Origin of the sequence: Rhodococcus sp. 05-2255-3B1 (assembly GCF_002258545.1) — a bacterium.
Lineage (GTDB): Bacteria > Actinomycetota > Actinomycetes > Mycobacteriales > Mycobacteriaceae > Rhodococcoides.
On the sequence record NZ_NOZC01000027.1, the window covers coordinates 191,813 to 209,512 of the forward strand.

14 protein-coding genes are annotated in these 17,700 nt (G+C 65.6%); 12 read left to right on the plus strand and 2 right to left on the minus strand.

Features of this window, described 5'->3' with window-relative positions:
• Positions 1 to 16: 16 nt before the first annotated feature.
• The gene (locus tag CH249_RS15620; RefSeq protein ID WP_032396247.1) at positions 17 to 307 is read right to left on the minus strand and encodes a chorismate mutase; all 291 of its coding nucleotides are present in this window, start codon (positions 305 to 307) and stop codon (positions 17 to 19) included.
• A 296-nt stretch (positions 308 to 603) separates the two neighbouring features.
• Between CH249_RS15620 and CH249_RS15625 the strand changes: the two genes are divergently transcribed.
• Complete coding sequence (locus CH249_RS15625; protein ID WP_032395773.1) at positions 604 to 3,081, plus strand: UvrD-helicase domain-containing protein; 2,478 nt, start codon at positions 604 to 606, stop codon at positions 3,079 to 3,081.
• 71 nt (positions 3,082 to 3,152) lie between these two features.
• Here CH249_RS15625 and CH249_RS15630 read toward each other — a convergent pair whose 3' ends face one another.
• The gene (locus CH249_RS15630; protein WP_094683232.1) at positions 3,153 to 4,175 is read right to left on the minus strand and encodes a M23 family metallopeptidase; all 1,023 of its coding nucleotides are present in this window, start codon (positions 4,173 to 4,175) and stop codon (positions 3,153 to 3,155) included.
• A 240-nt stretch (positions 4,176 to 4,415) separates the two neighbouring features.
• On the opposite strand from CH249_RS15630, the gene CH249_RS15635 reads away from it, so the two are divergent.
• From CH249_RS15635 to CH249_RS15685, 11 genes are all read left to right on the plus strand, one after another.
• Positions 4,416 to 6,281: a hypothetical protein gene (locus tag CH249_RS15635; protein ID WP_094683233.1), complete on the plus strand. Its 1,866-nt coding sequence runs from the start codon at positions 4,416 to 4,418 to the stop codon at positions 6,279 to 6,281.
• A gap of 147 nt (positions 6,282 to 6,428) precedes the next feature.
• Positions 6,429 to 7,592 carry an ADP-forming succinate--CoA ligase subunit beta gene (gene sucC / locus CH249_RS15640; RefSeq protein ID WP_032395771.1) on the plus strand — a complete coding sequence of 388 codons (1,164 nt, stop codon included), beginning with the start codon at positions 6,429 to 6,431 and terminating at the stop codon, positions 7,590 to 7,592.
• A gap of 8 nt (positions 7,593 to 7,600) precedes the next feature.
• Positions 7,601 to 8,512, plus strand: a complete 912-nt coding sequence (gene sucD, locus CH249_RS15645; protein ID WP_032381720.1) for a succinate--CoA ligase subunit alpha — start codon at positions 7,601 to 7,603, stop codon at positions 8,510 to 8,512.
• A 137-nt stretch (positions 8,513 to 8,649) separates the two neighbouring features.
• Entirely contained in the window at positions 8,650 to 8,991 is a 342-nt protein-coding gene (locus CH249_RS15650) for a DUF2200 domain-containing protein (RefSeq protein ID WP_094683234.1), read from the plus strand.
• Positions 8,992 to 9,068: 77 nt separating this feature from the next.
• Positions 9,069 to 10,292 (plus strand): acyl-CoA dehydrogenase family protein, encoded by a 1,224-nt coding sequence (locus CH249_RS15655; RefSeq protein ID WP_179273272.1) that lies wholly within the window; start codon positions 9,069 to 9,071, stop codon positions 10,290 to 10,292.
• Positions 10,293 to 10,400: 108 nt separating this feature from the next.
• Complete coding sequence (sfnG, locus tag CH249_RS15660; RefSeq protein WP_094683235.1) at positions 10,401 to 11,525, plus strand: dimethylsulfone monooxygenase SfnG; 1,125 nt, start codon at positions 10,401 to 10,403, stop codon at positions 11,523 to 11,525.
• A 94-nt stretch (positions 11,526 to 11,619) separates the two neighbouring features.
• On the plus strand, positions 11,620 to 12,810 hold the full coding sequence (locus CH249_RS15665; RefSeq protein ID WP_143544499.1) for a DUF5336 domain-containing protein: 1,191 nt from the start codon (positions 11,620 to 11,622) through the stop codon (positions 12,808 to 12,810).
• 71 nt (positions 12,811 to 12,881) lie between these two features.
• Positions 12,882 to 14,324, plus strand: coding sequence for a DUF6350 family protein (locus tag CH249_RS15670; protein ID WP_094683237.1), 1,443 nt, complete (start codon positions 12,882 to 12,884; stop codon positions 14,322 to 14,324).
• Positions 14,325 to 14,395: 71 nt separating this feature from the next.
• Positions 14,396 to 15,019 (plus strand): phosphoribosylglycinamide formyltransferase, encoded by a 624-nt coding sequence (purN, locus tag CH249_RS15675; RefSeq protein ID WP_306436639.1) that lies wholly within the window; start codon positions 14,396 to 14,398, stop codon positions 15,017 to 15,019.
• Positions 15,016 to 16,572, plus strand: coding sequence for a bifunctional phosphoribosylaminoimidazolecarboxamide formyltransferase/IMP cyclohydrolase (purH, locus tag CH249_RS15680; protein ID WP_094631221.1), 1,557 nt, complete (start codon positions 15,016 to 15,018; stop codon positions 16,570 to 16,572). The genes purN and purH overlap by 4 nt, the downstream gene beginning before the upstream one ends.
• 289 nt (positions 16,573 to 16,861) lie before the next feature.
• On the plus strand, positions 16,862 to 17,590 hold the full coding sequence (locus tag CH249_RS15685; RefSeq protein WP_256988343.1) for a hypothetical protein: 729 nt from the start codon (positions 16,862 to 16,864) through the stop codon (positions 17,588 to 17,590).
• The last annotated feature ends 110 nt before the right edge of the window (positions 17,591 to 17,700 follow it).

A 17,700-nucleotide genomic window follows, 5' to 3' on the forward strand; every position in this document is an offset into this window, starting at 1 on the left:
CCCGACCTGGGGGGAATCAGTGGCCGAGACGACCGCGGCCGAGGCGGAGCAGGAGCATGGCCAGCGTGTGGCCTTCCTGGCCCAGGCTGCTGAAACGCTCGAGAACCTTCATCTCACGGCTGTGCACCAGGCGCGGTCCGCCGGAGGCCATGCGGGTGCGTCCGATGATCTGCGAGACCTCGGAGCGACGTCGAACCGCGGCGAGAATCTCGGCATCGAGGCGGTCGATTTCCTGGCGCAGGTCGTTGATCTCGGCTTCGCTGGTGGGCAATGCGGTCTCTGAGTCGATCTTCGTCGTCATGGCCATCGTCTCTCCTCGGGTCACATCTTGGATCGTTGCGTCGTCCGTCACCGTTACGCCTTTCGTATTCGGAACTGCATCGCCGATCGTTCGGTTCCCGTCCGGAACCGGGGGCGTTGCGTCTATCGACAGGCTCCTGCACGCGTGGCCGAACAGCGGCCGACCCGATGCAAGCGATGACGTACGGTTTTTTCGATCACCGATCCAGTGTGCCACGGGTCAACCCTCCTGAAAAGTCGTCGGTTCGGCCGACGACCACGGGATGTGGGTTTGTCGGTACGCGCCGGTAACCTGACCAGACGATGAACACATTCCTCCAGGGCCTCCAATCCCGACAGAACACCTCGTCCGACACACTGCTGGAAGGGCTCAATCCTCAGCAGCGTGAGGCCGTTGTGCACACCGGATCTCCGCTGCTCATCGTGGCCGGAGCCGGGTCGGGCAAGACGGCGGTACTGACGCGTCGCATCGCGTATCTGCTCGCCGAGCGTGGAGTGTCACCCGGCCAGGTTCTGGCCATCACGTTCACCAACAAGGCCGCTGCCGAGATGCGTGAGCGAGTCGCCGGACTCGTGGGGCCGCGAGCGAACGCCATGTGGGTGTCGACGTTCCACTCGAGTTGTGTGCGGATTCTGCGCGCGCAGGCTGCGTTGCTGCCCGGTCTGAACTCGAACTTCTCCATCTACGACGCGGACGACTCTCGGCGGCTGCTGACGATGATCTCCAAGGACCTGCAGATCGACACCAAGAAGTTCTCGGCGCGGCTGCTCTCGACGGCGATCTCGAACCTGAAGAACGAGCTGATCGGTCCCGACAAGGCGGCGGAGGACGCCGACGGCGATCCCGCCGAGCTGCCGCGGCTGGTGGCCAAGGTCTACGGCATCTACCAGCAGCGGCTGCGGGCGGCCAACGCCATGGACTTCGACGACCTCATCGGCGAAACGGTGGGCATTCTGCAGGCCTTCCCCCAGGTGGCGCAGTACTACCGACGCAGGTTCCGACACGTTCTGGTCGACGAGTACCAGGACACCAATCACGCCCAGTACATGTTGGTTCGTGAACTGGTCGGCACCCCCGACGCCGACGGCGCACTCGAGGGCACCGTTGCACCGGGCGAGCTGTGTGTTGTGGGTGACGCGGATCAGTCCATCTATGCATTCCGTGGTGCCACGATCCGCAACATCGAGGAATTCGAGCGCGACTATCCCGACGCTCGCACCATCCTGCTCGAGCAGAACTACCGGTCGACGCAGAACATCCTCTCGGCCGCCAACGCGGTGATCTCGCGCAACATCGGCCGACGCGAGAAGAAGCTGTGGACCGACACCGGCGAGGGCGAGTTGATCGTCGGTTACGTTGCCGACAACGAGCACGACGAGGCGTCGTTCGTTGCCTCGGAGATCGACCGACTCGTCGACGGCGGAGACGTGCGCTTCGACGAGGTGGCGGTCTTCTACCGAACCAACAACTCCTCGCGTGCGCTCGAAGAGATCTTCATCCGACTCGGTCTGCCGTACAAGGTCGTCGGTGGTGTTCGGTTCTACGAGCGCAAGGAAGTCCGTGACCTCGTCGCGTACCTGCGCGTGCTCTCCAACGAGGACGACACCGTCAGCATGCGGCGCATCCTCAACACTCCGCGCCGGGGGATCGGCGATCGCGCCGAGGCCTGTGTCGCCGTGCACGCCGAGCAGCGCGACATCAGCTTCTCGCGCGCTCTGCACGACGCGGCCGCAGGCAAGGTGGCTCTGCTCAACTCGCGTCAGCAGAAGTTGATCGCGCAGTTCATGGAGTTGCTCGACGAACTCCGTGCAGTGCTCACCGCGACCGACGGGGACGGCAACGACATCGCAGACATCGGCGATGTCGTCGAAGCCGTTCTCGACCGCACCGGCTACCGCGCCGAACTCGAAGCCAGCAGTGACCCGCAGGACGGTGCGCGCCTGGACAACCTCAACGAACTCGTCAGCGTTGCAAGAGAATTCACTTCCGAGGCGCGCAATCAGGCCGCGGTGGCGGCGGAGGCGCTCGAAACCGGGGACGACGAGAGCGGCGACGAGGACGGTGGCGTCGACGGGTTGGCCGAGCCGGGGTCGCTCGCGGCGTTCCTCGAACGGGTCTCACTGGTGGCCGACACCGATCAGATCCCCGATTCGGGCACCGGCGTCGTGACGCTGATGACGCTGCACACCGCGAAGGGTCTGGAGTTTCCGGTCGTCTTCGTGACCGGTTGGGAGGACGGCCAGTTCCCGCACATGCGGGCGCTCGGCGATCCCAACGAACTGTCCGAGGAACGACGCCTGGCGTACGTGGGCATCACCCGTGCGCGACAGCGGCTCTACCTCACGCGCGCGATCATGCGCTCGGCATGGGGCCAGCCCATCGCCAACCCGGAATCGCGCTTCCTGCAAGAAGTTCCGCAGCACCTGATCGACTGGCGACGAGAGGATCCGGGCACCGGGGGAGGCCGAGCCATCGGCGGCGGCAGATCCGGAGGTTACGGCTCGGGTGGCGGATACGGATCGAACAGTTACGGCTCGGGCGGGTACGGCGGATCGTCGAATCGCGGGCAGAGTTCGACTCCCAGTTTCGGTGCCGCCAAGGGCCGCAACTCCAATCTCGTTCTCGCTGTGGGCGATCGAGTCAGCCACGACAAGTACGGCCTGGGCACGGTGCTGGAATCGACCGGTGCCGGAGTCAAGGCGATGGTGTTGATCGACTTCGGTTCCGCCGGCCGCGTGAAGATGATGCTCATCGGCGGCGTCCCGATGACCAAGCTCTGAGTCTTTTCAGCACACGAAAAAGCCGGGCCCTGCGAAAGCGGGGTCCGGCTTGTTGTGCGACGAGCGAGAATTCAGTCCATCTCGGGGCCGAGGGAGATTCCTCGGGAAGCGAGCCACGGAAGCGGGTCGATCTTGACCTCGCCCGGAAGGTGTACCTCGAAGTGCAGGTGCGGTCCGGTGGAGAAGCCGCGGTTGCCCATGGTCGCGATCTGATCGCCTGCCATGACGTCCTGGCCGACAGTGACGGTCGAGGTGTCGATGTGGCCGTAGACGGTGATCGTGCCGTCGGCGTGCTGAATGCGAACCCACATGCCGAAGCCTGCGGCCGGACCGGAGTCGATCACCTTGCCGTCGGCGACGGCGTAGATCGGAGTTCCGATGGCATTGGCGACGTCGACGCCGGCGTGGAGTACGCCCCAGCGGGTGCCGAAGTTGGAGGTGTAGGTGCCCTGCGCGGGAAGTGCGAACAGGGGCCTGCGGGCAGCGGCTTCGCGTGCGGCACGCTCCTCGCTGAAGCGCTGGCCCTTGGCGAGCAGGTCGTTGAACTGGCTCAGATCCACCGGTGCAGCGATGCTGAGGATCTGCGGTGCCTCCGACGGCGTCGCGCTGGACGAGTCGACTTCGATCTCGGTGGTCTGCGGCGTGGTGGTGGCCGCGACTGCTGCGGCGGCGGGTGCTTCACCTGCGGCGAGGGCGTACTCGGAGGTGGCGACTGCGGCGGGTGAGTCGTCGTTGACGACGGCTTGGCCTGCTGCGACTACCGCACCTGCGGCGACTGCGAGAACGGCAGCTCGGCCCTTGAGTGCGGTGGGAGGAAGGGGGATACGGTGTGCGCCTCCGCGACGGGCCACGGGGGTGGCGTCTGCGGGGGTGGCGAACGAGGTGACGACGGTCGGAGACTCGTCGGCTGCGATGTACGGGGTCTCGGCGAACTCGGCCTCGGCGTACCGGTACGCGGGGTAGGAGTACGCGTCGTACGCGCTGTTGTCCTCGGCGGGTTCGGAGATGGGCTCGTAGCTGTAGACCGTGGTCGCGTCGTCGGCCGTGGGTCGAGAGAACCGGCTGGAAGTGAAGGACGCACGGTGTTGCTGCAAGACCTACAACCTCCGTTATCCGTGACCTGGCCGTTACTGAAAGACTCGGCAGACGGTAACGAAATGATTGCGGGGCGCGCAAGTTAACAGCCGAAACCGGCGGCATATGTGAGATGGCTCACAAGTCGACCAGCGGTTATGTCGTGACGGGCCACATTCGTAATCGGACACGAGAACCCGCGGACGGCACACGGCGACAGTAACGGTTCTCGCACCGATCGAGCCGATACCGTGATCCGAGTGCCGACTCCCACCTTCGACGACTCGTCCGCCCGCGGCTCCGAGCGAGCGGAACCGCAACGGATCCGACCTCAGGACGGAGAGTTCGGCCGAGCGGACGATCCGTCGCCCACCCCGCGCGGCGCGCTTGCCGTCGTACTCGCTCTGATCGCTGCGATTGCCACGGTCGCGGCCCAACTGATCGGCGTCGTCCGCAGCGCCGACGGTTCGCCGGTGGGTGACGGGGCAGTAGTGGCCGCGATCCTGGCCGGTGCCGTCCCCGTTCTCGTGGTGATCGGAGCCGCGGTGGGCCTTGCGGGCAAACGCGTCGAGCTTGCGGCGGCCCTGCTGGCCGGATACGGCGCGGTGGCACTCGGATTCACACTGCTCGACGTTGCTCTGTTGTCCGATCCCATCGACGCGAATCGGCTCGAGCTCTTCCGCCCGCTGAGCGCCGCGATGCTCGACGCCACCCCGGGCGCCTATGTTCTGCTCGTCGGTCACGCTGTGTCGGTTCTGGCGGGTGTTGCGGGGTGGTCCGCAGTGCATCGCGCCGGGCTCGGTGACGGGTACGGCCACTCGGTGTATTCCGAACATGTGGGGCGGGCGGCGGCGGGGCGCGTCGGGCCGATGCTCGCCGGGCTGCTCGGCGCGTTCGGTGTGCTTGCGGCCGTTGCAGCGTTCGCCTCGCTGTACCGCTCGTCCGATCCGGTCGTGATCGTGACGGCAGTGGTGGAGTCGCCGGTGTTCGTCGCGGTGGGCTCCGCAGTTGTCGGTATCGCGGCGCTCGTGGTGGCCGCATCGGCGTTGGCGGCACTGTCGCCGCAGGTGGCGTCGGGCGCATCCGTCGGAGCCGGGCTCGGGGTGCTCGGATTCGCCGGGGTCGGCCTGCTCGCGGGCCTCGGTACCGGTGACCGGGTGGATGCCGGACTCGGTGCATATCTGGGGACGGTCGCAGGGCTCGGACTGCTGATCTGTGGCGCACTGGTCGCGCCCGTCGCCGCGGCGCGTGACCGTCGAGCACTGGAGAGAGCGCAGCAGCGCGAGACGGGTTCGCGCGGTGTCCGCGGTGTCTCCGGTCCCGGAACGACGCGGTGGCATGCGGCAGCCGGAACTGCAGGCGTGCTGTCCGGTGTGCTGTTCGTTCTCGGATCGTTGCTGCCGATTCTGGAGACCGACTCGGGGATCGCCGCGCCGCAGATATTGGCCACTCGCGTGGTGTTGGTCGCCGGGTTCGTGATGATTCTGGGTTCGGTGCCGCTGCTGTTCTCCGAGTTCGCCTCGACCGCGCGACCGTTCGTGTCGATGTTCTGGCTCGGCGCGGTTGCCGCTGCGGCGGCGGTACTCCAGTCGGTGGTGCTCGCCGAGGACGTGGAGGGTGTGAGCACCGGCGTCGGCGCGCTGGGGATCATCGCAGGCGTCGTTGCCGCGGCTGCCGCCGGAGTGCTGGCTCTGTTCGCCGGATCTGCCGAGCGCGACGATGTCGACACGTCCCAGGACTCCGCGACCGATGGTGTGGTGCTCGGTACCGGATCGATCGGAGCCGTACTTCTGGCGGTGGGACTGGCGCTGCCCCTGTATCGCGGCAGCGACCTGACGGCCGCGACCGTCACCGAATTTCCGTGGGGCTGGGATACCTGGGGGCAGATGCTGCTCGCCGTCGGAGTGATCGTCGCTGCCGTCGTTGCTGCGCGTGCCAGGTCCGCTCGCGGTGCCGTCCTGCTCGCTGCCGCAGCCGTCGCGGGCATCGTGCATCTGTCGTCGTGGCCGCTGACATCCGCGCGCGCCACCGATCCCGAGATGGGACCCGGCGTGCTGCCGTCGGTGGCGGGAATCCTCGTTCTCGCTGTCGCGGCGGCACTTTCGGCCCGCCGCGCAGATCGGTGACGCCCGTTTCAACGAGCCGGTAGCGGTGAGATAGGCCACATAGCATGCATGCGCCCGATACGCCGTCGAGGCACCTGGATAAAGTCCATGCTCAGACCCGCTCACACCCGACGGAGCGGGCGTCAACGTAGACGAGACGGTGAGCTGATGGATCTCTTCGAATACCAGGCGAAGGAATTGTTCGCCAAGCATGGCGTACCCACCTCCGCAGGCCGTGTTACCGACACGGTCGCCGGAGCAACAGAGATTGCCGAAGAAATCGGCAAGCCAGTAATGGTCAAGGCACAGGTCAAGGTCGGCGGCCGCGGCAAGGCCGGCGGCGTCAAGTACTCCAAGGACGTCGCAGCAGCCACCGAGAACGCAGAAGCGATTCTCGGACTCGACATCAAGGGCCATGTCGTCAAGAAGCTTCTCGTTGCAGAAGCGTCCGACATCGCCGAGGAGTACTACATCTCCTTCCTGCTCGATCGCACCAACCGCACCTACCTCGCAATGTGTTCGGTCGAGGGTGGCGTCGAAATCGAGGTGACGGCGGAGGAGAACCCCGACGCACTCGCACGTATCCCGGTCGATGCCGTCAAGGGCGTCGACCTTGCTTTCGCTCGTGAAATCGCCGAAAAGGGCAAGCTTCCCGCCGAGGTGCTCGACGCCGCTGCGGTGACCATCCAGAAGCTGTGGGAGGTCTTCATCAACGAAGACGCTCTCCTGGTCGAGGTCAACCCGCTGGTTCGCACCCCGGACGATCAGATCCTCGCCCTCGACGGCAAGGTGACGCTCGACGCCAACGCAGACTTCCGTCAGGCCGGCCACGCCGAGTTCGAGGACAAGGACGCAGCCGATCCCCTCGAGGCCAAGGCCAAGGAGAACGACCTCAACTACGTCAAGCTCGACGGACAGGTCGGCATCATCGGAAACGGTGCCGGACTGGTCATGTCGACCCTCGACGTCGTCGCATACGCGGGCGAGGCACACGGCGGCGTCAAGCCCGCCAACTTCCTCGACATCGGCGGCGGCGCATCGGCCGAGGTCATGGCCGCAGGCCTCGACGTCATCCTCGGTGACGAGCAGGTCAAGAGCGTGTTCGTCAACGTCTTCGGCGGCATCACCGCCTGCGACGCAGTGGCCAACGGCATCGTCGGCGCGCTGAAGAAGCTGGGCGACGACGCCAACAAGCCGCTGGTCGTCCGTCTCGACGGCAACAAGGTCGAAGAGGGCCGCAAGATTCTCGCCGACGCTGCGCACCCTCTGGTGACGCTCGCCGGAACCATGGACGAGGGCGCCGACAAGGCCGCCGAGCTGGCAGCGAAGTAGAGGAAACAATGTCTATCTTTCTGAACAAGGACAACAAGGTCATCGTCCAGGGCATCACCGGCGGCGAAGGCACCAAGCACACCGCCCTGATGCTCAAGGCCGGCACCCAGGTCGTCGGCGGCGTCAACGCACGCAAGGCCGGAACCACGGTCAAGCACGTCGACGCACAGGGCAACGACATCGAATTGCCCGTCTTCGCTTCGGTTTCCGAGGCCATGGAGAAGACCGGAGCCGACGTGTCCATCGCGTTCGTGCCGCCGGCATTCTCCAAGGACGCCATCGTCGAGGCGATCGACGCGGAGATCCCGCTGCTCGTCGTCATCACCGAGGGCATCCCCGTGCAGGACTCCGCGTACGCGTGGGCCTACAACGTGGAGAAGGGCAAGAAGACCCGCATCATCGGGCCGAACTGCCCCGGAATCATCACTCCCGGTGAGGCTCTCGTCGGCATCACGCCCGCGAACATCTCGGGAACCGGCCCCATCGGCCTGGTCTCCAAGAGCGGCACGCTGACCTACCAGATGATGTTCGAGCTCCGCGACTTCGGATTCTCGACGGCCATCGGCATCGGCGGCGACCCGGTCATCGGAACCACCCACATCGACGCCATCGAGGCGTTCGAGGCGGACCCCGACACCAAGGTCATCGTCATGATCGGCGAGATCGGCGGCGACGCCGAAGAGCGTGCAGCCGACTACATCAAGGCCAACGTGACCAAGCCGGTCGTCGGCTACGTCGCGGGCTTCACCGCTCCCGAGGGCAAGACCATGGGCCACGCAGGTGCCATCGTCTCCGGCTCGCTGGGAACGGCGCAGGCGAAGAAGGACGCACTCGAGGCCGCAGGCGTCAAGGTCGGCAAGACGCCGTCCGAGACCGCTGCACTCGCACGCGAAATCCTGGAATCGCTGTCCGTCAAGTAGGACTCGCATCTGAAGAAGCCCGCCACCGATTTCGGTGGCGGGCTTTTTCGTGTGCCCCTGCTCCGCGTCAATGGACCACTGCATACGTCTGGGCGGTGCAATGTCACATTGACGCGGATGGGTCTAGATTGATCCGCGTGCACAGGATCTTCACCACAGCGTTCAGCTCGGTTTATCCGCACTACGTGAACAAAGCCGAACGCAAAGGTCGGACGAAAGCCGAGGTCGACGAGATCATCCGGTGGCTCACCGGGTTCGATCAGCCGACCCTCGATAGACATCTCGAGGCCGACACGACGTTCGACGACTTCTTCGCGGCGGCGGACCTCAACTCGAACTCGACGCTGATCACCGGAGTGGTCTGCGGCATCCGCGTCGAGAATGTCGAGGACCCTCTGATGCAGAAGATCCGCTACCTGGACAAGCTGATCGACGAGCTGGCCAAGGGTAAGAAAATGGAGAAGATCCTGCGCGAATGACCTCGGATACGGGGGTCTTAAAATCACGCTGAATCGAAGTGTGTTCATTGCTTCGGCGCAGGACTTCACTGTGCGTCATGACAACCACAGAAAATCGTGCTCTCACCAAGAACTGGCCCGACGCGCCCACCACTGCTGCCGGATGGATTTCCCGCGCGGGTGAGGTGGCTCAACTCCTCGCGGTCGATGCCGTCGCTCGCGACAAGGGCCGCGAGATTCCCACCGCCGAGGTGCAGCTGCTCAAGGACGCGGGTCTGGTCACGCTGCTCGGCCCCGTCGAGCATGGTGGCGGCGGCCAGGATTGGCCGACGGCGTATCAGGTGATTCGCACCGTCTCGAAGGCCGACGGCTCGATCGGCCAGCTGCTGGGCTATCACCTGTTGTGGTTCTGGGCCGCCCGGCTGGTCGGTACTCCCGAGCAGATCGAGGCGGTCGAGGCCGACGCCACGAAGAACAGGTGGTTCTTCGGCGGGGCCGTCAACCCGCGGGACAACGACGTTGTCGTCACCGACGAGGGCGAGACCATCGTGTTCGACGGTTCTAAGACCTTCTCCACCGGCAGCCGCGTCTCCGACGTCACCGTGCTCGAAGGAGCACTCGAGGGCAGTACCGATCACGTGTTCGCGATCGTGCCGTCGAACATCGAGGGCTTGTCCTTCCACGACGACTGGGACAACATCGGCCAGCGTCAGACCGAGAGCGGCAGCGTCACCATCGACAAGGTTCGTGTCGATTGGGCCAGCGCAGCAGGGTTCGTGGACAAGGCCTTTCAGCCGCGGGTCTACAACACCCTCAACGTCCCGACAATTCAACTGGTGTTCGCCAACTTCTACCTCGGGATCGCGAGAGGTGCCCTCGAAGAGGCGGCGTCGTACACCAAGGACAAGACCCGCGCGTGGCTGCACAGCACCGTGGACAAGGCCGTGGACGAGCCGTACATCATCGACATCTACGGCGATCTGACCTCCAAGCTCTGGGCCGTCGAAGCCCTCGCCGACGCAGTTGCGTTGGAAGGACAGAAGATTCACGACAACGCCTGGAACGTCACCGCCGAGGAGCGCGGTGAGCACGAGGTTCGGGTGGCCGCAGTCAAGGCTCGCGCCACCGAGGTCTCGCTCGAGATCACCTCGACGGTGTTCGAGGCGCTCGGCGCGCGTGCGACCGCCAGCAAGTACGGATTCGACCGCTTCTGGCGCAACGTGCGCACGCACACCCTGCACGACCCGGTGGCCTACAAGCGTCGCGAGGTGGGCCGCTGGGTTCTCACCGGCGAGCTGCCCGAGCCCACCTGGTACTCGTAATCCCTCTCTCTCCGGCCCCGATCCGACCCCCGATTTCCGGATGAATGTGCCATTCACGCCGTCTGAGCGCGTGGATGGCACATTGATCCGCCGAAGGATGACGCACACATGAGCACCGAAAAAATTACCGACGCAATCAAGTTCGCGTACTGGGTACCCAATGTCTCGGGTGGTCTGGTCACCAGCACCATCGAGCAGCGCACCAGTTGGGATTACGAATACAACAAGAAGCTGGCGCAGACGGCCGAGAACAACGGCTTCGAGTACGCCCTGAGTCAGGTTCGCTACGAAGCCAGCTACGGGGCCGAGTTCCAGCACGAATCCACCAGCTTCTCGCTTGCGCTGCTGCTGGCGACGGAGCGGCTGAAAGTCATTGCCGCAGTGCACCCCGGACTCTGGCAGCCGGCGGTCCTCGCCAAGCTCGGTGCCACTGCCGATCACCTTTCGAACGGCCGATTCGCCGTCAACGTCGTCAGTGGCTGGTTCAAGGACGAGTTCACCCACCTCGGTGAGCCATGGCTCGAGCACGACGAAAGATACCGTCGCAGCGCAGAATTCCTGCAGGTGCTGCGCAAGATCTGGACCGAGGACGACGTCGACTTCCGCGGTGACTTCTACCGGATCCACGACTTCACCCTCAAGCCCAAACCGCTGAACACTCCCGATCGGCCGAACCCCGAACTGTTTCAGGGCGGCAATTCGTCTGCAGCGCAGGAGAATGCCGGACGGTACTCGGACTGGTACTTCAGCAACGGCAAGGATTTCGACGGCGTCACCGAGCAACTCGACAACCTCCGACGCGTGGCACGTGATCACCGGCGTGAGGTGAAGTTCGGGCTCAACGGCTTCATCATCGCGCGAGACAGCGAGAAGGAAGCCCGAGACACGTTGCGCGAGATCATCGAGAAGGCGAACAAGCCCGCTGTCGAAGGTTTCAGGAGCGCGGTGCAGCAGGCGGGCAATGCGACGGGCGACAAGAAGGGAATGTGGGCGGACTCGACGTTCGAGGACCTCGTTCAGTACAACGACGGCTTCAAGACGCAGTTGATCGGCACGCCGGAGCAGGTGGCCGAGCGAATCGTCGCCTACCGTCGCCGCGGCGTCGACCTGATTCTCGGGGGCTTCCTGCACTTCCAGGAGGAGATCGAGTACTTCGGGGCGAAGGTGCTGCCGCTGGTTCGGGAGCTCGAGGCCGCCGAATCGAACGACACCGAGCTGGTTGCTTCGCGCTGACCTGGAGTTCCGTGATCGGTCGGGTCCGTGCAGTAGCGTGAGTTCTCGGACCCGACCGACCTGGGGTACGGACAATCTCAGATGAGGAGACGCGATGACCTACTCGCCCGGCAGCCCTGAAGCAGGGGGCTCCAACTCTGGTGGCTACGGCGGAGGTGGACCGTCCTACGGCCCGTCGTCCTCGCCGAATCAGCCGTCGTCCAACCCACAAGGTCATCCAGGCCAGAATCAGCCCTTCCATCAGCCGTCGGTGTCCAATCCCTTCGGCCCTCCGGTCCCCGGCACCTCGGCGCCGGGCCCGGCTTCCGCCGCACCGCAATCGAAGTCATCCGGATCAACGCTGTCGAACCTGCCGAAGGTTCTCACGTTCGTGATTCTCGGGCTCGGCATCGTCACCTTCCTGCTCGGACTGCTCGACCTCGTCACCGCCGAGGTCACCTCGGCTCAGGAACTGCCGAGCAGCATTCAGACGTCGTTCAGCACCACCTTCTTCGCGTCCGGTGGTAGTGCGGTGTCGATTGCGCTACTGCTGGCTGCGGGCCTGATCGCCGGTGCCTCGCTACTGCAGAAGGACGCGAGGAACCAGGCCGTGGTGGCCGCCCTGGCGATCGCCGGTTGGCTGGTGCTGGTCTTCCAGTCGTTCAGCCTGCCCAGCGCAGAGGGCAACGAGTTCGCCAGCACCACCAGTTCGCTCGGTATCGGTGCAATCCTGGTGCTCGTCCTGGGCTTCGTCCAAGCCGCCGCCGCGGTGGGGGCACTGCTGCTCGATGCGGGCATCGTCAAGGCTCCGGCTCCCAAGCCCGCGGGCTACGGCAATCAGAACCAGCAGCCCGGATACGGCCAGCAGAACCCGTACAACGCACCGACGACCTCGTTCGGTGGACCGTCGCAGCCCCAGAACTACGGCAATCCGCCGTCGTACGGTCAGCCCCAGGGAACCTCGTCCAACTTCGGTCAAGGCCTCAGCGGTCAAGCACCGAGCGGGCAGGCGTCGGGACAGCATTCCTACAACCCGGGTGCCCAGCCGCCGTACGGACAGTCCGCCCCCAACGCCCCGTCGCCCCAGGGCGGCTACACACCACCTCCTTACACCGGTCCCAGCGGCCCGGCCGCGGGGCAGGCCTACCCGCCGAATCAGTACCAGTACGGCCAGCCGTCCGGATACGGTCAGCCCCCGGCCAAGTCGGACGAGCCCGAATCGGGCGAACAGTCGACGCCGTACGGTGCGCCCACGCAATCGTTCGGTGCCACTCCCGCCATGGAAGACGACAACAAGCGCGACTGATTCAGGCATCACAATCGACTTCGCGGCGCGCCTGACCGGCGCGCCGCGAAGATGATGCGACTCTCGTTGCGATGAGCGATCTATTGAACCGAGAGACGCGACGCGCGGCCGCCCGGGCTCCCCGCGCAGGCACCGGACCGACGCCCGATCAGTCGCGCATGCTCGCCGCAGTGGCCTTCAAGACCTCCGGGCTGGTCGTGGTGATCGCGACGACCCTGGCTCTGATCACCCTCGTCTCCGTCAACAGCGACCTGACCGGAACCCTCGGGGCGATCGCCGGGTCGTGGTTCGCCGTACACCTGGTACCCCTGAGCATCGGCGGGACGTCCCTCGGCGTCGCACCGCTTCTGCCGACACTGATCATCGGCTGGTCCGTCGCCCGAACCGTCCACCACGCCGTCGACTCCGACACCGACCGTCGCATGCTTCGATGGGTGTTCGCGGCGTCGATGGCCGGCCCGCTCGCCGTCACCGCCATCGCCCTGGCCGTCGCCAAGGATGCGTCCACCGTCATCGTACTGTCCAGCCCCAACGCACTCGTCGCGTTCTCCTGGGTCGCAGGCGTGCACGCGGCCGCGTCCGGCACCGGTCTGCTTCTCGCGCGCTGGGACTCACTGGTGGTCCGCCGCGGACTCCCGGACTGGGTGCGCGCGCTGGTTGCTCCGTTCGTGCGGGCGATATCGCTTCTTGCCGCAGGCGGCGCCGCCGTCGTACTGCTGGCCCTGCTCGCCTCCTGGGAAAGTGCGGGAGCGCTGGTCGAGAGCGGTCGCGATGTCGTCGGCATGCTCGGGCTGACCGTGGTGTCGGTGCTCTACCTCCCCAATGTCGTCATCGGTGCCCTCGCGGTGGCCACCGGCTCTACTGCCGGGTTCGGCGAGGCGTCGGTCAGCCTGTTCTCCACGACGGGAGGACCGCTCCCGCCGCTGCCGATCCTCGCCGTTCTCCCCGAAGGACCGGCGCAGACGATCTGGGTCGTGATGCTCGTCGTCCCGATCGGTGCCGGCCTGCTGCTCGGCCGCGACTGTGCTATCCGCAGTGCCGACATCCAGGTCGCCGTGTCGTCCGTGTGGGTCGTCGCTGCGGCAACCGGCGTGCTGGCAGCGTTGTTCGGCTACGCCGCAGGCGGCAACCTCGGCACCTTCGGCACCGTCGAAGTCACCGTGTGGAGCTTCGGGCTGCTGACATTCGCGTGGTTGGCCGTCGTCGGGTCCGCCTCCGCGGCCCTCGTCGTGTGGCGTCGAGCAGAACCCGAGCCGGTCCAGGACGAGCCCGATCCGACTCCAGTACCCCCGGCGGCCGAGTTGGCGATCGAGGCCGCCCCACCCGAGACCGAGGATGACGAACAGGCCGAGGAGGTCGTCGAAGCGGAGGTCGTGGACGAGGTCGGGGACGACGTCCCTGCCGAGATGCCCCCGGCCGAAGAACCGGACGCACCCGTCGAGGCCGCTACCGACGAACCGTTGGATGCCGAGGTCGTCGCTCCGCCCGGAGACCAGGACGGACCTGCCCGGTAGGGCTCGGAGGCGCAGCGACTAGGCTTTCCGCTGGCTCGAACGATCCGCCTCGATACTTCAGGAGTAGTGCGCTGACTGCCTTGCGTGAGACACCCGCGCGGGTCGTCGTCCTCGCGTCGGGGACCGGCTCGCTCCTGCAGTCGCTCATAGCCGCGACTGCCACCGAGAACTATCCCGCTCGCATCGTCGCCGTCGGAGTCGATCGCGACTGCGACGCGGCCCGCCGTGCCGACGAGGCCGGAATCGCGAACTTCCGAATCGGGCTGAAGGACCATGCCGATCGGGCCCAGTGGGACGTCGCCCTCACCGAGGCCGTCCTGGGTCACCGGCCCGATCTGGTCGTCACTGCCGGGTTCATGAAGATACTCGGCCCGCAGTTCCTCGGGGCCTACACCGGACGCATCGTCAACACCCACCCTGCACTCCTGCCGTCGTTCCCTGGCGCACACGCCGTCCGCGACGCGCTCGACCACGGCGTCAAACTGACCGGTTCGACGGTTCATCTGGTCGATTCCGGTGTCGACACCGGGCCGATCCTGGCGCAGGAAGCCGTACCGGTTCTCGACGGCGACGACGAATCCGCGTTGCACGAACGCATCAAGATTGTGGAGCGACGGTTGCTGGTCGACGTGATCGCAGCCGTGGCCGCCAAAGGTGTCACCTCCGATGGACGAAAGGCTCAGATAATCCGATGAGTGAACGTAAAGCAGTGCGCCGCGCGCTGGTCAGCGTCTACGACAAGACCGGACTGATCGAACTGGCGACCGGCTTGCACAGCGCAGGCGTCGCTCTGGTGTCCACCGGATCGACGGCGAGCAAGATCGCCGACGCCGGAATCCCGGTCACCAAGGTCGAGGACCTCACCGGATTCCCCGAGACCCTGGAGGGGCGCGTCAAGACGCTGCACCCGCGGGTGCACGCGGGCGTGCTCGCCGATACCCGTAAGCCCGAGCATCTTTCGCAGCTCGAGGAATTGGGCATCGAGGCTTTCGAGCTCGTCGTGGTGAACCTCTACCCGTTCACCGAGACCGTCGCCAGTGGCGCGACGCCGGACGAATGCGTCGAGCAGATCGACATCGGCGGACCCTCGATGGTGCGCGCCGCGGCCAAGAATCATCCGTCGGTGGCCGTCGTCGTCGACCCGGCCCGCTACGAGGACGTGCTCACGGCCGTCTCCGGTGGCGGATTCACCCTCGCCGAGCGCACGTCGCTTGCGGCACAGGCCTTTCAGCACACGGCCGCCTACGACGTCGCGGTGGCATCGTGGATGAGCAGCGTTCTGACCCCCGACACCGAGACGGTGTTCCCGGAATGGATCGGCGGCACCTGGGACCGTTCGGCCGTGCTCCGTTACGGCGAGAACCCGCACCAGAAGGCTGCCCTGTACGTCGACTCCTCTGCTGCTGCAGGCATCGCGCAGGCCGAACAGTTGCACGGTAAAGAGATGTCGTACAACAACTTCACCGATTCCGATGCGGCCTGGCGGGCGGCGTTCGATCACGCCGATCCCACCGTCGCCATCATCAAGCACGCCAATCCGTGTGGCATCGCCGTCGGCAAGGACATCGCCGAGGCGCACCGCAAGGCCCATGCGTGTGATCCGGTGAGCGCATACGGCGGCGTCATCGCAGCCAACCGCGAAGTCACCGTCGAGATGGCCGAGCAGGTGGCCGAGATCTTCACCGAGGTCATCATCGCGCCGTCCTACGCCGACGGTGCGCTCGGAGTCTTGCAGCGCAAGAAGAACATTCGCGTGCTGCTCGCGGTAGCACCGCCCACCTCGGGCGTCGAACTCAAACCCATCTCCGGCGGCGCACTGTTGCAGCAGCGGGACGTGCTCGACGCGGACGGCGACAATCCGGCCAACTGGACCCTCGCAGCCGGCGAACCCGCCGACGAGGCGACGCTGAAGGATCTCGAATTTGCCTGGCGCGCAGGAAGGGCCGTGAAATCCAACGCGATCCTGCTCGCCCACGACGGTGCGTCCGTCGGTGTCGGAATGGGCCAGGTCAACCGCGTCGACGCCGCACATCTCGCCGTGCAGCGAGCCGGAGATCGCGTCGCCGGTTCGGTCGCTTCCTCCGATGCGTTCTTCCCGTTCCCCGACGGTCTGCAGGTGCTGATGAGCGCAGGCGTCAAAGCCGTTGTGCAGCCCGGTGGTTCGGTACGCGACAACGAAGTGATCGCCGCGGCACAGGACGCGGGAGTGACGCTGTATCTGACGGGATCGCGGCACTTCGCTCACTGATCGTGACGCCGAGTTCGCAGTTGTGCAGGCCTTTACCCCATTTATGGCCGCATAACTGCGAAGTCGACTATCTGTGGATGAATAAGAAGTTATCCACAGATTGCTGAGCAGGGCCTTTCCAGGGTGTCGCCCCTGCCAGGCTTGAGCCATGGGGATTCAGGCCGGGCCCTTTCGGGGTTCGCAAGCGGTGCGCTCGGGCGCTCTCAGCAGGTACGAGCTGAGCCGAAACTACGTGAGGGTCCTTCGCGACACGTATGTCGGTAGCGGGACTATCCTCGATGCGCGAACGATGGCCGTCGCGGCGTCGATCTGCGTCGGCCACGGTGCCGTGATTGCTGGGGTCTCCGCGGCAGCAGTCCACGGCGCGAAGTGGATCGACCCGGGCATTCCGCCGAGTGTTCTGGCGAACGGGAGATCACACCAGTTGCCGGGCCTGCGAATTCACCACGACGCGTTCGATATCGACGATGTGACGATCATCCAAGGCTTCGCGGTGTCCACTCCCGTGCGCACTGGATTCGATATCGGGCGTTGGGTCCCGACGCCGCTGTCCGTGGTCTTCCTCGACTCACTGTTGGCCGCAACCGGGGTCGACGGCGAGGCCATACGTGAGTATGCGTTGCAGCGGCCGGGCACCCGAGGAATCCGGCGGTTGATCGAGGCGCTGGACCTCGCCGATGGTGGCTCGGCGTCGCCACAAGAGACACGCACCCGGCTCTTACTGGTCGAGGCCGGGCTACCGCAGCCCGAGACACAAATCGTAATTCGTGACAGTTCGGGCAGGTTCGTGGCACGTATCGACTTGGGGTGGCGTCGTTGGCAGGTAGGGGTGGAGTACGAAGGCGTTCATCACTGGCTCGACGAGCGTCAGCGGACCCGGGACATCGAGCGGTTCGAAGATCTCGACCGAGCCGAGTGGCGGGTCGTCCGCGTCAATTCCGAGCAGATGCGGCTGCGAACCCACGAGGTTGTGGCACGGGTGAGGGCAACACTCCGGGCAGCGGGTGCCCCGGTATAGCGAGGTCGCACTTACGCGGGCGATTTGTCCAGTTCTAGAGGCATATGTGCAAACGCGGCGGCAGCGCTATTCTGCTCTCGATGGCAGCATCGGCCAAACGCTCGTAGCGT

Bases quoted from the DNA above. Each gene is read 5' to 3' on its own strand.
- CH249_RS15665 (WP_143544499.1), top strand. From the start codon at position 11,620: ATGACCTACTCGCCCGGCAGCCCTGAAGCAGGGGGCTCCAACTCTGGT.
- CH249_RS15685 (WP_256988343.1), top strand. From the start codon at position 16,862: ATGGCCGTCGCGGCGTCGATCTGCGTCGGCCACGGTGCCGTGATTGCT.
- sucD (WP_032381720.1), top strand. From the start codon at position 7,601: ATGTCTATCTTTCTGAACAAGGACAACAAGGTCATCGTCCAGGGCATC.
- CH249_RS15625 (WP_032395773.1), top strand. From the start codon at position 604: ATGAACACATTCCTCCAGGGCCTCCAATCCCGACAGAACACCTCGTCC.
- sucC (WP_032395771.1), top strand. From the start codon at position 6,429: ATGGATCTCTTCGAATACCAGGCGAAGGAATTGTTCGCCAAGCATGGC.
- purH (WP_094631221.1), top strand. From the start codon at position 15,016: ATGAGTGAACGTAAAGCAGTGCGCCGCGCGCTGGTCAGCGTCTACGAC.
- CH249_RS15620 (WP_032396247.1), bottom strand. From the start codon at position 307: ATGGCCATGACGACGAAGATCGACTCAGAGACCGCATTGCCCACCAGC.
- sfnG (WP_094683235.1), top strand. From the start codon at position 10,401: ATGAGCACCGAAAAAATTACCGACGCAATCAAGTTCGCGTACTGGGTA.
- CH249_RS15655 (WP_179273272.1), top strand. From the start codon at position 9,069: ATGACAACCACAGAAAATCGTGCTCTCACCAAGAACTGGCCCGACGCG.
- CH249_RS15670 (WP_094683237.1), top strand. From the start codon at position 12,882: ATGAGCGATCTATTGAACCGAGAGACGCGACGCGCGGCCGCCCGGGCT.